The sequence below is a fragment of the Myxococcales bacterium genome (assembly GCA_016720545.1).
GTDB lineage: Bacteria > Myxococcota_A > Polyangia > Polyangiales > Polyangiaceae > JAAFHV01.
The window spans coordinates 342,315-356,708 of sequence record JADKKK010000006.1 but is presented as its reverse complement, the minus strand read 5'-3'; the positions used below and the strand labels follow the sequence as shown (position 1 = coordinate 356,708).

The following is a 14,394-nucleotide window of genomic DNA, read 5'->3' as shown; positions in this document are numbered from 1 at the left end:
AGCAAACAGTACCGAGAGGCGCACGCGATCTGGCAAGAGATCGCGGCGAAGGCCGCCACCACGAACGACAAGCTCCTCGCCCGGGAGGCGCGCACGCGGCTCGTGTCGCTGTGGGGCTTCGAGCACCAGCTCGAGCCCCAGCGTCTCGTGCTGCGCGAGCGGTTCTCGCGCCCGTCGCCCGACCCCGAGGTGGGGCGCACGCTGGCCGAGGTCGAGCTTCACCTCCGCAAGCTGTCCGACGCAGAGGCGACCCTCCGCCGCGTCATCGAGCTCGCGCCCGGCGACGCGGAGACGTATCTCGCGCTCGAGCGGGTGCTGGTCCAAGAGAACAAGGTCCCCGAGGCCATCGTCGTCCTCGAGAAGCTCGTCGCGGTGGAGCCCCGCCGGGCGCGCGAGCTCTACCAACGCATGGCCCAGTACGCCCTGCAGATCTACCGCGACGACGACGCCATCAAGTACGCCGCGCGGGCGTCGAGCTGAACCCGGACGACGCCGAAGGTCACCGGCGCCTGGGCGACATGTACCGCTCCCGTCAGGACACCGATCGGGCGGTGGTCAGTCACCGCGCGGCCATCCAAAAGAACGATCGCCTGTTCATCGTTTACTTCTCGCTCGCCGATCTGCTCCTCTCGAAGGGTCAGTCGGACGAGGCGGATCGGCTCTTCCGGCGCGTGGTGCGCGGCGCCCCCGACGAGGAGCTCGTGGCCCGCGCGGCGCGCCTGTCGATGCAGATAAACCTTGGCCGAGGCACGCTCGAGTCGCTCGAGCAGGACCTCTTGCCCATCGCGATCGGCAACCCGCAGCGCACCATCTTCCGCAAGCTCCTGGTGGAGATCTACGGCAACCTCACGTTCGGCCTCGTGCAGCGCGTGCGGCACGGCGGCGGAAAAGACGCCGCGGACGCCCGGGTCGCGCTGGCCCGCATCGCCGCGCGCGGTGAAGCCCGCTCCTCGACGCGCTCGTGATCCCGACGCGGGGCAGCAGCGGCGCGTGGCGATCGACGTGCTCGCGTACGTGGAGAACCGAAACGCGGGGCTGCCGCTGCTCTCGTTCGCGCAGGGCAACGCGGAGCTCTCGCTCCGGGCGCGCGCGATGGTCGCGTCGGGGGCGCTCCGCGATCCGGGGCTCTTGGCCAAATACGAGGCGCTCGTGTTCCCCAAAGGCGAGGGAGGCGAGGTGGGCGTGGCGTCGGATCCCATCGCCGTCGCGGCCGCCTGGTCGATCGCAAAATCCCAAGACAAACGTGCACTTGCGCCGCTCCGTCGGCTCCTCAAGCTGGGCACCCCCGAGATGCGCGCGTTCGCGGCGCTGGGCCTCGCCGCGAGCGCTGACCGACGGCGTCGACGCGCTCCCGCGCGAGGCCGCCCTGGTCTCGCTCGCCAGGCTTGGCGCGGTGAAGGCCGACTCGCCCCGGGCCAAGGCGGCCACGAGCGCCATGGCCGACGCGGTGTTCGCCGGCCGAGCCGGCGCCACGACGCTCCCGCAGGCGGGCGCCTACGGCCTCGTGCTGCTGGCGACCAAGGGCGCCGCGGACGCGAAGCTCGATCCGCTGCCCGTACCCGACGAGGCGCTCGACGGCGAGCGCGCGCTCCGGCAGCTGCTCGACGTGCCGACGACCGAGAAGGCGAGCCCAGCATCGCCGCCCTCGCGCGCCACCCCGACGCGGCGCTCCGGGTGAAGGCGATCGCCCTCCTCGCGCGCTCCAAGGGAGAGGCCGCGCAGCTCGCCATGGTCGGCGCGCTCACCGATCCCGACGTGAACGTGCAGCGGGTGGCCCTGAACGCCGTCGGCGTCGCGGCGAACCAGCGGGCCACCGAGGAGGTCGTGCGCGTCCTGCGCGAGCACCGCCAGTGGTCGGTGCGCACCCTCGCCTGCGCGGCGCTCGGTCGCATCGGGAGGGCGGGCGGCGGCACGGAGCCGACGGCGGCGCTGCGAGCGGCGGCGCGCGCGGAGCCCTTCGCGCTCGTGCGCGAGGCGGCCCTGCTCGGCCTCGTCGAGGCGGACGCGACCGCGGCGCGCGCTCTCGCCGCGGAGATGGCCAAGGACGATCCAGAGCCGCGGGTCCGCGAGACGGCGGCCAAGATCGCGCGCGGCGCGGCCGCCCGCTGAGTCGGTTCCCCGTTGCGGACACCCCAGAGCCCTCCCCGCTCTGCGGCGAAGCTCGTCGGCTCGCGCCGGCCCATCGCGCGGATACGTGGCGCGCGGCGGACACGAAGGGCAACACAACGCCCTGAGCGCGCGGTAAGGATACGTATGGTCGAGAAGCCGAAACGCCGCCTGTTCGGCCTGCTCCGCGCGCGCAAGTCCGACGAGAGCGCGCCCGCGGCGAGCCCCGCCGACTCGGCCGCTCTTTGGAAGGCACACGATCGCGCGACGGCGAGCGCGCGGGAGGTCGGCGAGACCGCGCAACGGGTCGCGTCGAGCCTCGCCAAGCAGCGCGCGGCCATCGAGGCCGTGGGCGAGCGCGCGCGCGGCGCCTCCACCCGCGCCACCGATCTGGCGACGAGCTTCGCCCGCGTGAGCTCGGTGTTCGAGCGTCTCTCGCTCGTCGCGCTGAACGCGTCGCTCGAGGCCGCGAGGCTCGGCGAGGAGAGCGGGCAGCCCCTGCGGCTCGTGGCCGACGAGGTCCGCCTGTCCGCGGCCCGCGGCGCCGAGAGCGCGCGCGAGCTCTCGGCGACGCTTGACGATGTCGGCGCTGAGGTGAGCCAGCTCACGAGCTCGCTCGACCGCGCTCGCGAGGCCGCGACCGACCTCTCCCAAGAGACGGCGCGCATCGCCGGCGCGGCTGGCGACGTCGGCGGGGCGCTCGGCGAGCTGGCCGAGCGCATCAAGCGGCTGACCGACACCGACCCCGAGACGGCGCGCGCCCTCTTGGACGCGGTGGAGCACGGGCGCGCCTTCGTGAACGCCCTCGGTGCGCTGGGAGAGAAGGTGCCACGGGGCATCCTCGTGGGCGTGCTCCGCCCCGTCATCGAGCCGCTCGGGAAGTGGTTCGGCGAGGACGACGGCGAGGAGGAGCCATGAGCGGCTCTCGGCAGGCCGGGCGGCCGCGTTGAGCGCGCGTGACGCCGAGCTCGCGCGGCTGCTCCTCAAGGAGCTCGAGCGCCACGCGCGCACGCTGGCTGGCGGCGACGCCGAGGACGTGACCCGCGCGCTCCACTCGCTGAAGGGATCGGTCGGGCTGGCCGGTGAGAGCGAGCTCGCGAGCGCGCTGATCCGACTGGAGCGCAGGCACTCGCGCGGGGAGGAGAGCGCCCGCTCGGAAGCGCTCGAGCTCTTGCGCCGCGCGGCCGCGCGCGTCCGCGATGGGCTCCCCGCCCTCGAGTCGCTGTGGCCAGAGCCGCCCCGCGATCTCGAGTCGGCCACTCCGCCGCCCGCATTGCGTGTAGAATACATCTCCAGCGTCACCGAGCGCCTCTCCGCGCTCGACCTCTCGCTCGGCGAGCGGGACACCGCGGCGATCACCCGTCAGCTGCACACGCTGAAGGGAGCAGCGAGCGCGGTGGGCGACGACGCGATGGCCTGGTTCTGCCACGGCCTCGAAGAGGTGCTCCGCCGCGGGAACGCCCCGGAGGGCTCGCTCGATGACGCGCTGGCCGAGATCGCGCGGCACCGCCCTACGCTCTCGGCGCTCCTCGACGACCCTGCCCACGCGCTGGAGCTGCTCCGAGCGCCTCGCTCCGGGCGGAGCGAGGCGCCCGCGACCGTTCACCCCGCGCTCTCCACGCACACTGTGCGCATCGAGCTCTCCTCGGTCGATGCCCTCCTCGACGGCTTCGCGGTCTCGCGCGCGGTGCGCGACGGGATGGGCGCGCGCGCCATGGCCGACCTGAAGGCCGCCGCCGAGCTGCGCGGCCTGCGGACCGACCTCGCCGACGCCCTCCGACACATCGGGCCCCCGCGCCCCTGGGGGGCGCCCGCCGCCGCGCTCGCGCAGGTGGCGCGCGTGGCGCGTCGGGTGGCGGCGCTGGCCGACGAGCTCGACCGCCGCGCGCAGGCGGCCCACGACGCGGACGCGACCCTCCGCGAGGTCAACGACGGCGCCCGGCAGCACCTCTCGGCGATGCGCCAGACCCCCGCCCGCGAGCTCTTCACGCAGCTCTCCGCGGCCGTCGCGACGGAGGCGAAGCGCGCTGGACGGGCGGTGCAGGTCGTGGTGCGCGGCGGCGACGAGATGCTCGACCGGCGCTTGATGGAGCGTCTGCTCGATCCATGCCTCGCCCTGGCCCGAAACGCGGTCGCCCACGGCATCGAGCCCGGGCACGCGCGCGCGGCGCTGGGCAAGCCGCCCACGGCGACCGTCACCCTGACGGCCCGCCGCACCGCGAACCGCCTCGCGCTCGGCGTCAGCGACGACGGCGCGGGGGTCGACGTGGGGGCCCTCCGGGCGCGGGCCCTTGCCGCCGGCGCCATCAGCCCGTCGCTGGCCGACCTCGCCGACGACGACACGCTGCTCTCGCTGCTCTTCTTGCCGGGCTTCTCGACGTCGACGAGCGCCGACTTGCTGGCCGGACGTGGCATCGGGCTCGCGCTCGCGCTCTCCGCGGTCGAGCGGTTGGGTGGCACCTTGCGGTTCGCGACCCTGCCCGGGCGCGGCGTCGAGGCGCTCATCGACCTCCCCGTCGAGGTGGGGTTGGCGAGCGTGCTCTGGGTGCACGTGCGTGGCGTACGGCACGCGCTGCTGGCGTCGCACGTCCTCGCCGTTCGCGAGCCGCCGGCCTCGGACACGGACGAGCGCGCGCCCCACCTCGGCGACTGCCTCGAGCCGCAGGCGCCGTCGAGCTACCGGTTCGTCCTCGAGCTCGGCGAACGCGCCGACACGCCGTCGTTCAAGGTCGGTGTCGACGCGATCGAGGGCCCGGACACGGCGCTCGTGCGCCCTGTGGGGCGACTCGTCCTCGGGCTGGGCCCCTACGCCGGCGCGATCGTGCAGGGCGACGGTGGCGTCACTCTGGTGCTCGACGCTGCGCTGCTCGCGCCGCGGGCACGCGCGCTCACGCTCGTGGCCGACAACGCGCGCCTCGGCGAGCCCCCGCGAGGCCCCGCGTGAGCCACCTCGTCGCGCCGGCAGCCATCTCACATCTAGCGGATATCGCCTCCATTTTCGCGATCGCAAGGACACCCGCGGGGGATCCGGTGAGCCTCGCGCGCGAGCTCGAAGAGGAGCGTGCCCGCCCGCAGACCCGGCTCTGGATCGCGCTCGGCGAGGGGGGCGACGCGGGCCCAATCGCGGGTGCGCTCCTCGCCTGGCGGGTGGCCGACGAGCTCACGATCCTCGACGTCGCCGTGGCACTGGCCCACCGCCGCCGTGGGTACGGGCGCGCGCTGGTCGCGTTCGCCCTTCGCGCCGCGAAGGGGGAGGGCGCGCGGGTCGCGCTCCTCGAGGTCCGCGCGAGCAACACCCCCGCGCGGGAGCTCTATCGTAGCTTCGGGTTCGAGGACGGCCGGGTCCGCCGGGGCTACTACGCCGACGGCGAGGACGGCGTCGAGATGCACGCGCCGCTCACCTGAGCGTCGTCGCGCGCGGATCGACGCGCGGCCGGCGCCCCGTCCTCGCGGCGCCTCGGCGCGCAAGGAAATGGGCTACGCTCACGCGATGCGATCTCTCGCCAAAGCGGCGCTCCTCGTCTCGCTCGCCCTCGTCGCCTCGGTCCCCCGAAGCGCCGGCGCAGACGCCGCCGCGAGCCCCCTCCGTCGCGGGCTCGCCGAGCTCGAGGCCTCCAAGTACGACGACGCCGAGCGATCCCTTCGCGACGTGAAGGGCGAAGGCGAGCCGCTCGCCAAGGCCGCGCTCGCCGAGCTCCTCGTGACGCGCGGCAAGTACGAGGACGCTGACCGCCTCGCGGCGACGGTGGGCGGCTCCGCGGCCGCGAAGGCGACCGCCACGCTCGTGCGCGCTCGTGCGCTCGCCGCCGTGGGCAAGCGCGCCGACGCCGCGAGGCTCCTCGAGGGCCAGAAGGGCTCCGCCGGCGTGGAGGGGCGGCGGATTCGCCTCATGCTCGGCGAGCTGTTGCTCCAGCTCGGCAAGCACGCCGAGGCCGAGCCCGTGCTGATGACCCTCATCGCGGACTTCAACAGCGACGCCATCGTCGCGACCGACGCGGAGGGGCTCGCGCTCGCCGGCCGCGCCGCCCACCTGCTCCGCGTCCCCCGCGACGCCAACACGCTCTTCAACCAGAGCGAGCGAGCCGACAAGAAGCGGGTGGCCACCCTGCTCGCGCGCGGCGAGCTGTTCCTCGAGAAGTACAACCCCGGCCTGGCCGAGGAGGTCCTCCGCGAGGCCCTCGCCCTCGCGCCGAAGAACCCCGACGTGCTCGTCGCGATCGCCCGCGTGAAGCTCGAGCAGACCATGGACTTCGGCGCGGCCAACAAGCTCCTCGCCGAGGCGCTCGCCACGAACCCACGGCACACGGGCGCGCTCGCCGTGCGCGCGGGCATCGCGCTCCACGACATGGAGATCCCCGAGGCCGAGACGTCCATCCGCGCCGGGCTCGCCGTCGACCCCGGCAACATCGAGCTCATCGCGCTCGCCGCGACCGCCCGCTTCCTCGACGACGACGCGGCGGGCTTCCAGGCGCGCAAGCGCGAGGCGCTCGCCAAGAACCCGGAGAGCGCCGAGTTCTTCCGGGTCGTCGCGGAGCTCGCCGAGTGGGAGCACCGCTACGACGACATCGTGGCCATGATGGAGGAGGCGGTCCGCGTCGACCCCGAGGACGTACGCGCGTGGGCGATCCTCGGCCTCACGGCGCTGCGAAACGGCGACGAGACGCGAGGGCTCGAGGCCATTCGAAAGGCGTGGCGCAAGGACTCGTACAACGTGCGGGTGAAGAACACGCTCGACCTCTACGAGAAGCGCATCGCCCTCGAATACGAGACCGCGGCCACCGGCGCGTTCAAGGTGCGGTACCCAAAGGCCGAGAAGGCGGTGCTCGAGCGCTACGTGCCTCGCCTCGCGGGCGAGGCCTGGGCGAGCATGAAGGCGAGGTACGGATTCGTCCCGAAAAAGCCTGTGTATCTCGAGTTTTACGCCGGTCGTGAGCCCTTCAGCGTGCGGACGAGCGGCCTGCCGAACACCGGCATCCAGGGCGTGTGCTTCGGCCCCGTGGTGGCCGCTATCAGCCCGGGGAGCGAGCCGTTCAACTGGGGCAACGTCGTTTGGCACGAGCTCGGCCACGTGTTCGCGATTCAGCAATCGAAGAACCACGTGCCGAGGTGGTTCACCGAGGGGCTGTCCGAATACGAGACCATCGCGCGGCGGTCGGAGTGGCAGCGCGAGCTCGACCCCGAGCTCTACCTCGCGCTGAAGAAGGGGCGGCTGCCCGGTGCAGTGAGCATGAACCGCGCCTTCACCCACGCCACGAACGGCGCCGACGTGTCGGTCGCGTATTACGCCTCGAGCCAGATGCTCGTGTTCACCGTCGAGACGTTCGGCATGGCCCGGGTGGTCAAGGCGCTCGAGCTGTGGGGCGCCGGAAAGCGCACGCCGCAGGTCCTCCAGGAGGCCTTCGGCGTCCCCCCGGAGCAGTACGACGCCCGCTTCCGCGCCTGGGCCCTCGCGCGGCTCTCTCGCTACGACCGGCAGTACGTCTTCGACGACCGCCCCGCCACCGTGGAGGAGGCGACGGCGAAGGTGAAGGCCGCGCCGAACGACGCCACCGCGCACGCGGCGCTGGCGTTCGCCATGACGGTGGCCCACGACAAGGGCGCGAAGGCGGAGCTCGACGCCGCGTTGAAGCTCGACCCGAAGAACGCCGACGCGAACTACCTGGCGGCGAAGGTCGCGGCGAAGGACCCGGCCGAGGTCGAGCGACGCGCGCGTGTCCTCACCGACAACGGCCACGACGGCTACGACGCGCGCATGCTCCTCGCCGAGGCGGCGCAGGCCAAGAAGGACAAGGCCGCGACCCGGCACGCGCTCGAGAGCGCGCGGCGCTTCGACGCGAGCCGCCCCGATCCGCTGAAGGGTCTGTTGGAGCTCGCCCTCGAGGACAACCGCAAGGGGGACGTCCTGCCGCTCGTCCGAGAGCTCGCGAAGCTCGAGCAGCACGACACCACCCTCTGGCGCGCCTACACCGCCCAGCTCGTCGAGGCGAAGGCCTGGGCGGAGCTCGTGGCGGTCGGCGAGTCGGCGGTGTTCGTCGACGTGGGCCGCGCCGACGTGCACCTCGACTACGCGCGTGGGCTCCTCGAGACGGGGCGCGTCGCGCAGGCCGAGTTCGAGGTCGAGAGCGCGCGACTCACGCAGCCGCAGCCGAAGAGCCTGGCGAAGGTCGAGCTCATGACCGCGCGCGTGAGGGTCGCGCAGGGCAAAAAGGACCTGGCCAAGAGCGCGCTCGCCGAGGCCGCGAAGCTCGACCCGGAGAGCGCCGAGATCAAGGCATTCGAGATCCGCTAGCGCTGCTAGCCCATCTCGCTTCCCTTCACGAGAATCGAAGGATTAGCGCGTTCGCATTCGCCGAGAGGTCACGATGGCTGGATACCCCATGTACCCGCAGCAGCACCAAGCGCCCCAGCCGCCCCGGGCCGGCAAGCGCCCGGATCCCGAGGGCGGCCGCAAGATGGCGGGCATCGTCCTCTACATCCTCGGGATGTTGTTCGGGGGCTTCCTCCTGTTCGCGCTGTTCCTCGTGCCGCCCGCGTTCTCCAACGACCCCGGCACGGCGTACACGTCGATGGCGATCGGCGCCGTCCTCGCGCTGCCGCCGCTCCTCATCTACCTGTGGGTCCCCTGGGTGGTCGACCGCTACGATCCAGAGCCGCTCTGGGCCCTGATGATGTGCCTCGCGTGGGGCGGCATCGCCGCGTGCGGCATGTCGGCCGTGGTGAACACCTTCTTCGGCGCGGTCGCCGCGGGAATAGGCGGGCCGCAGTTCGGGGACGCGGTCGGCGCGTGTGTGAGCGCGCCGATCGTCGAGGAGTTCTTCAAGGCCATCGCCGTCTTCGGTGTGTTCTACTTTGCCAAGCGGGAGTTCGACGGCATCGTCGACGCGATCGTCTACGCCACGTTCGCCGCGCTCGGCTTCGCCGCCATCGAGAACATCATTTACTATGGGCGGGCCGCGCAGGCCGAGTTCGCGGGCCGCGAGAACATCCTCGCGGGCACGTTCATCATTCGCGGAGTGCTGGCCCCGTGGGGACACCCGCTCTACACGTCGATGACCGGGATCGGCTTCGGGCTCGCGCGCGAGACCGAGAAGGCCTGGGTGCGCTGGACCGCCCCGATCATGGGCTATTTCGGGGCCGTCTTCCTGCACTTCGTGTGGAACACCTCGGCCACGATCTCGAACAACCTGCCGCTCCTCATGTTGCCGCTGTGGCTGCTGTTCGTGCTCGCCTTCTTCGGCTTGCTCCTGTGGCTCGTGGTGCGGAAGGGGCGAATCATCCGCAAGAACCTCGAGGACGAGCTCTTGCTCGGGAACATGACGCTCCAGGAGCTCGAGCTCGTCACCTCCCCCGTCGCCCACATGCGCGCGACGTTCAGCTGGGGCGGGGCCCCGGGCCGCGCCTTCGTCGACGCCGCGTGCCGCCTCTCGCTCAGCAAGTGGCACGCCGGCCGCGCCACCCGCGCGCGGAAGGCGACCGTGAGCGCCGACTTCGTCGCTCCGCTACGACAGGACCTCCACAAGCTGCGCGACGCGATGTCGAAGAGCCTCGGTCGGCAGCTGCCGCAGCCGGTCCCCTGGACGCCGGGCCAGGGCCCGCTCCGTCGCTGAAGGGGATCCCGCCGTGACGCGGCCCGCGGCTCGCCGCGAATTTGCCGCGTGGTGCGCGGGGGTGGGAAGCTTGGCCCGGCATGACCGAGCAGGCAGAGCGCGAGGGCGAGGCCCTCACAGACAAGCCGGGAGCGTGGGTCGACCTCGCGCTCACCCTGCCTATCTTCGTGCTCTACCACCTGTCGGTGGTCTTCCTTCGCGTGAAGAACGCGACCGACATGCTCACCGGCGAGCTGCTCCACCTCGCCGACGGCAGCACCACCGCGTACCTGGGCATCACCTTCGCGATCGGCGTCGTGTTCGCGGGCACGTTCGCGTTCCTCGGTCGCGGCCACGCGTTTCGCCCTGGCAAGTTCGTCCAGATCGCCTTCGAGGGCGTGCTCTACGCGGCGCTCATGCGCATGGCGGCCGGCGTCGTGATGGAGCGCCTGTTCGCCGGCCACATCGACGAGGGCTCGCGGTTCACGGGCTTCGTGATGTCGCTCGGCGCCGGGTTCTACGAGGAGCTCGCCTTCCGCGTGCTGCTCTACGGCGTGGGCGCCAAGATGCTCCTGGCGTTCTTCGCGGAGCCGCAGACGAGCTTCGTCGCGTCGTCGGGGGCGAAGCTCACCCTGCGGTCCATGGGCATCCTCGTCGCGTGGGGCGTGGCGTCTTCGCTGCTCTTCAGCGGCTTCCACTACGTGGGCGCGCTCGGCGATCCGTGGAAGCTCACCTCGTTCGTCTTCCGTCTCCTCCTCGGGCTCGCCCTGACCCTCATCTACGCGACCCGCGGCTTCGCTGCGGCCGTGTGGACGCACGCCGCCTACGACGTGTGGGTGCTCGTGTTCCGGTGAGCGGACCGCAGGAGCTGCCCTGCGCTGGTTAGTACATGAGGTTGCCGATCTTGGTCTCTTTCGGCGGCAGCTCGGTCTCGCCGAGCAGCTCGCGGAGGTCGATCTCGATCGTGCGAGAGAGCGCGTTCATGGGGACGTCGTTCATGCTCCGCTCGAACGGATCCTCGCTCGCGTCGCCGATGCCCTCCATCGCCATGAAGACCCAGGTGACGAGCGACGACGCGCCGATCATCGGGAGGACCGGCAGCCACTGGGCGACGAGCCCGGAGGCGGCGGTCGCCTCGGTGATGCGCGTGGCGAAGACGTCGAGCAAGCCGAACGGCACGAGGAACGCGAACACCCGCACGAACGTGCGGCTGAACTCCGCGTACTGTCGAGGTAGCGGCGTGTTCTTGATCCGCTCACACCTGCCCTGAAGGTCATAGAGCTCGCGGACCAAGCCCATCATTTCGATCTGGTGGAAGAGGTCGAGGTGACGATCTGCGCGAAGCGCGGCGAGCGCCTCCGTCTGCTTCGACAAGAGGTGCGTCGCAGGGTTGGCGCGCGCGCTCACATAGGCGAGCTCCTCGGCGCTCAAGAAGGGCGTGAGCTCCTTGTCCCAGTCGTTGCGCATGTGGTCCGCGTGCGCGGCCATACGCTCGCGCGTCCACTTCGTGGGGTTATCGAAGAACCGGGAGGTCTTGCGCAGCTGCAGGCGCAGCGCGTTCACCCAGGCGAGGTGCCGGTAGACGAGCTCGCGCCGAAGCGCGTCGACGTGTTCGCGCGGCACGTCGGAGGGTGCGGAGGGTGAACTATGCACGTACGCGAGCACCATCGTAGCCCACGTGCGGCTCGCGTTGACCACGCCGCCCCAGATCTTGCGCCCCTCCCAGAAGCGATCGTAGGCCGCGTTGTTCTTGAAGCCTACATAGAACGCGACGGCCGTGCCCACGGTCGCGATTGGCAAGAACGGCACCCGGAGCACCGAGAGCCCGAGCTTTGCATACAGGACATACACGACGGCGCACCACAGCGCCGAGAGGGCCACGCTGCGGCTCGCCCAGCGGAGCATGGTGGTGACGGGAAACCGGCGTTCAATGATCATCGAACCTTTTCAGCGCGCTCGCGGTGAAGCGTGAGACGAGGGCCTCAGCGGGGATACATGAAGGACTCCCACTTCGTCACCCAGCGACTCGCGGAGCTGAGATGAGTCAGCTCAACCTCCGCTTTCGAGCTCGGCAAGGGCGTCGCTCGAGCCAAGCGCGACGAGTCCTACGGCGAGAAGCCTGTTCAGCGGACCGCGCCCACGACCTCGGCCTGACCTGACCGCGATGGAGGGCATTCGGCCAACCGTAGCGTGGCCGAGCGGCACGGGCCAGGAGCCAGCGAGCCGGGCAGGCGCGCCTCGACGCCGTCCTTGCGACGTCCGCAGGTGCGTGAGACATTCGACATTGGGGGGCGCTCGGTACACCAACTCCACGAGCCTCGCGCGCCCCCGGGGCCGCGAGGCGATCGCGAGGCCCCATGATGAATCGCCGCCCGACTGGTCTCCTTCTCCTCGCAGCGGTGCTCCCGTTTGGCTTCGTCGTGGCGTGTTCGTCCGACCCCGAGCCCGGCCCCGAGCCAGGCGGAGGAGACGCCGCCACGACGCCTTCTGCGACGACGACGGCGACGACGCCCCCGGCGGACGCGAGCGCGCCCCCGGTGGACGCCACCAAGCCACCGGACACCGGAGTGGACGCCGCGAAGCCGCCGACATGCACGGACGGCGCGAAGAACGGCAGCGAGACCGACGTGGACTGCGGCGGCTCGTGTCTCACCAAGTGCGCGACGAGCAGGGGCTGCGCGACCGCAGCAGACTGCGTGACCGCGACGTGCATATCCGGCGTGTGCCGAGCCGCCACGGCGACCGACGGCGTGAAGAACGGCAGCGAGACCGACGTGGACTGCGGGGGCGCTGACGCCCCGGCCTGCGCCCCAGGCAAGGACTGCGCGCTCGGCGGCGACTGCGAGAGCAAGATCTGCACGGCGAACAAGTGCGCGACCCCCTCGTCGACAGACGGCGTGAAGAACGGCAGCGAGACCGACGTGGACTGCGGCGGTCCGGACGCGGCCGTGCCGCGCTGCGCGCCGCCGCAAGCGTGCGTGGCGGGCGGTGACTGCGACAGCGGAGTGTGCACGGGCGGTGTCTGCCAGGTCCCTACTTCGACCGACGGCGTGAAGAACGGCAGCGAGACCGACGTGGACTGCGGCGGACCCGACCTCGCGGTCCCGCGGTGTGCGCCCACCAAGACGTGCGCCTCTGGGAGCGACTGCGAGAGCCTCGTGTGCCCGGGCGGGGTGTGTCAGGCCCCGTCCGCGGCGGACGGCGTGCAGAACGGGACCGAGACGGACATCGACTGCGGCGGGCCCGATCCCCTCACCCCTCGCTGCGCGGCGACCAACGCCTGCGCCGTCGCGGACGACTGCGACAGCCTCGTGTGCACGGGCAACATCTGCCAGGCGACATCGCCGAGCGATGGCGTGAAGAACGGGACCGAGAGCGACGTGGACTGCGGCGGCGCCGACCTGCTCACTCCGCGCTGCGGGGACGGCCGCGTCTGTGTGGATGGGGCCGACTGCCGGACCGGCGCGTGCACGGGGAATCGCTGCGAGCCCCCGAAGAGCTGCGCGGGCGGGGGACGCGGAAAGGACAACTGCGGCCCGGGCGCCGACGAGAGCTGCTGCACGACCCTGCGCGTCCCCGATCTCGCCGATCTCCCGCCCGACACCATGCGCGACGCCGAGGGACGCTACCGGTACAACCGCGCGAACAACGCGTCGCTGCGCGCGTGGGTCTCGCCGTTCTATCTCGACAAGTTCGAGATCACGCAGGGGCGCATGCGCACCTTCCTCAACACGTTCAGCGGAAACCTCGCGGGGGCGCTGAACCTCCCGGACGGAGCGGGCGCGCACCCCCACATCCCGGGCAGCGGCTGGCGCCCGACCTTCGCGCGGCGGCTGCCTCGGAACATGAACGAGGTGCGCGATCGCTTCACCGTGGCCTGTGGCGAGGGCGGGGACAACGCGAACGGCGGAGCGGCGACCTGGACGACCGCGATCAGCGCGAACGACGACAAGCCCGTCACGTGCGTCGACTGGTACACGCTCTTCGCGTTCTGCGTCTGGGACGGCGGCTCTCTGCCGACCGAAGCCGAATGGGGATACGCGGGCGAGGGTGGCGACGAGCAGCGCACCTACGCGTGGGGCCCCGTGCCCTCGGCGACTGACGCGGACTGGATGGGCAATCCGTCCCTCGCCCCCGCGACGCATGCATTCTGCACCGATGGCGGCACCCCCGCGTATCCCAACTGCTTTAGCTGGGGCACGCCCTACCGCCTCCCCGGCGACGGCGCCGCGCACATCTCGCCAGCGGGCAGGCGTCAGGACATCGCCCGCTGGGGGCACCACGACATGACGGGCAATCTCATCGAGTGGACCCTCGACTACCAGCGCACGCCCGGGACGTGCGTCGACTGCGCAGACGTGGGCTGGCCCGATCCCCCGGTCGCGCCGGGCTCGTACCCGAGCTCGTGGGCCACCGTAGGCGCGCCAGAGCTCACGGGCCTCGCGCACGTTGAAGACGGCCCGCGCATCATGCGCGGTGGATCGTGGGAACGGCACGCCCTCTCGACCCGCCAGACCTATCCCAACTACCCGCTCTACCGCTCCTACTACGCGGCCGGAGCCCGGTGCTGGCGCCCAGAATGAGGGGAGCTCCCCCGACGTGAGCGGCCCTCGGTCGTGCGGGGCGAGTGCTCGCGCCGCGTTGAGGATCAAGGCCTCTCCGAGCGCTGCTCCGACGAGGGATGTGGCGCGCGTCTCGATCG

Annotated in this window: 12 protein-coding genes; 11 read left to right on the top strand and 1 reads right to left on the bottom strand. The window is 71.8% G+C overall.

The window, feature by feature from the left end; all coding sequences use genetic code 11:
• Positions 1-102 precede the first annotated feature (102 nt).
• The 10 genes from IPQ09_15220 to IPQ09_15175 all read left to right on the top strand — a co-directional run bounded on the left by IPQ09_15220 (position 103) and on the right by IPQ09_15175 (position 10,546).
• On the top strand, positions 103-480 hold the full coding sequence (locus IPQ09_15220; protein MBL0195547.1) for a tetratricopeptide repeat protein: 378 nt from the start codon (positions 103-105) through the stop codon (positions 478-480).
• Positions 481-518: 38 nt separating this feature from the next.
• Complete coding sequence (locus IPQ09_15215) at positions 519-965, top strand: hypothetical protein (GenBank protein ID MBL0195546.1); 447 nt, start codon at positions 519-521, stop codon at positions 963-965.
• A gap of 428 nt (positions 966-1,393) precedes the next feature.
• On the top strand, positions 1,394-1,678 hold the full coding sequence (locus IPQ09_15210; GenBank protein ID MBL0195545.1) for a hypothetical protein: 285 nt from the start codon (positions 1,394-1,396) through the stop codon (positions 1,676-1,678).
• Positions 1,675-2,109, top strand: a complete 435-nt coding sequence (locus tag IPQ09_15205; GenBank protein MBL0195544.1) for a HEAT repeat domain-containing protein — start codon at positions 1,675-1,677, stop codon at positions 2,107-2,109. Before IPQ09_15210 ends, IPQ09_15205 begins: the two co-directional genes overlap by 4 nt.
• Before the next feature lie 144 nt (positions 2,110-2,253).
• Positions 2,254-3,024, top strand: coding sequence for a hypothetical protein (locus IPQ09_15200; protein MBL0195543.1), 771 nt, complete (start codon positions 2,254-2,256; stop codon positions 3,022-3,024).
• A 28-nt stretch (positions 3,025-3,052) separates the two neighbouring features.
• Entirely contained in the window at positions 3,053-5,050 is a 1,998-nt protein-coding gene (locus IPQ09_15195; protein MBL0195542.1) for an Hpt domain-containing protein, read from the top strand.
• An 86-nt stretch (positions 5,051-5,136) separates the two neighbouring features.
• Positions 5,137-5,511 carry a GNAT family N-acetyltransferase gene (locus IPQ09_15190; protein MBL0195541.1) on the top strand — a complete coding sequence of 125 codons (375 nt, stop codon included), beginning with the start codon at positions 5,137-5,139 and terminating at the stop codon, positions 5,509-5,511.
• A gap of 85 nt (positions 5,512-5,596) precedes the next feature.
• The gene (locus IPQ09_15185; protein ID MBL0195540.1) at positions 5,597-8,395 is read left to right on the top strand and encodes a tetratricopeptide repeat protein; all 2,799 of its coding nucleotides are present in this window, start codon (positions 5,597-5,599) and stop codon (positions 8,393-8,395) included.
• 88 nt (positions 8,396-8,483) lie between these two features.
• A complete protein-coding gene (locus IPQ09_15180) occupies positions 8,484-9,713 on the top strand; it encodes a PrsW family intramembrane metalloprotease (GenBank protein MBL0195539.1) in 1,230 nt (409 codons plus the stop codon).
• A gap of 80 nt (positions 9,714-9,793) precedes the next feature.
• Complete coding sequence (locus tag IPQ09_15175) at positions 9,794-10,546, top strand: CPBP family intramembrane metalloprotease (GenBank protein MBL0195538.1); 753 nt, start codon at positions 9,794-9,796, stop codon at positions 10,544-10,546.
• A gap of 28 nt (positions 10,547-10,574) precedes the next feature.
• On the opposite strand, the gene IPQ09_15170 is transcribed toward IPQ09_15175, so the two are convergent.
• Positions 10,575-11,630, bottom strand: a complete 1,056-nt coding sequence (locus tag IPQ09_15170) for a hypothetical protein (GenBank protein MBL0195537.1) — start codon at positions 11,628-11,630, stop codon at positions 10,575-10,577.
• A gap of 419 nt (positions 11,631-12,049) precedes the next feature.
• Between IPQ09_15170 and IPQ09_15165 the strand changes: the two genes are divergently transcribed.
• Positions 12,050-14,275 carry an SUMF1/EgtB/PvdO family nonheme iron enzyme gene (locus IPQ09_15165; protein MBL0195536.1) on the top strand — a complete coding sequence of 742 codons (2,226 nt, stop codon included), beginning with the start codon at positions 12,050-12,052 and terminating at the stop codon, positions 14,273-14,275.
• Positions 14,276-14,394 lie beyond the last annotated feature (119 nt).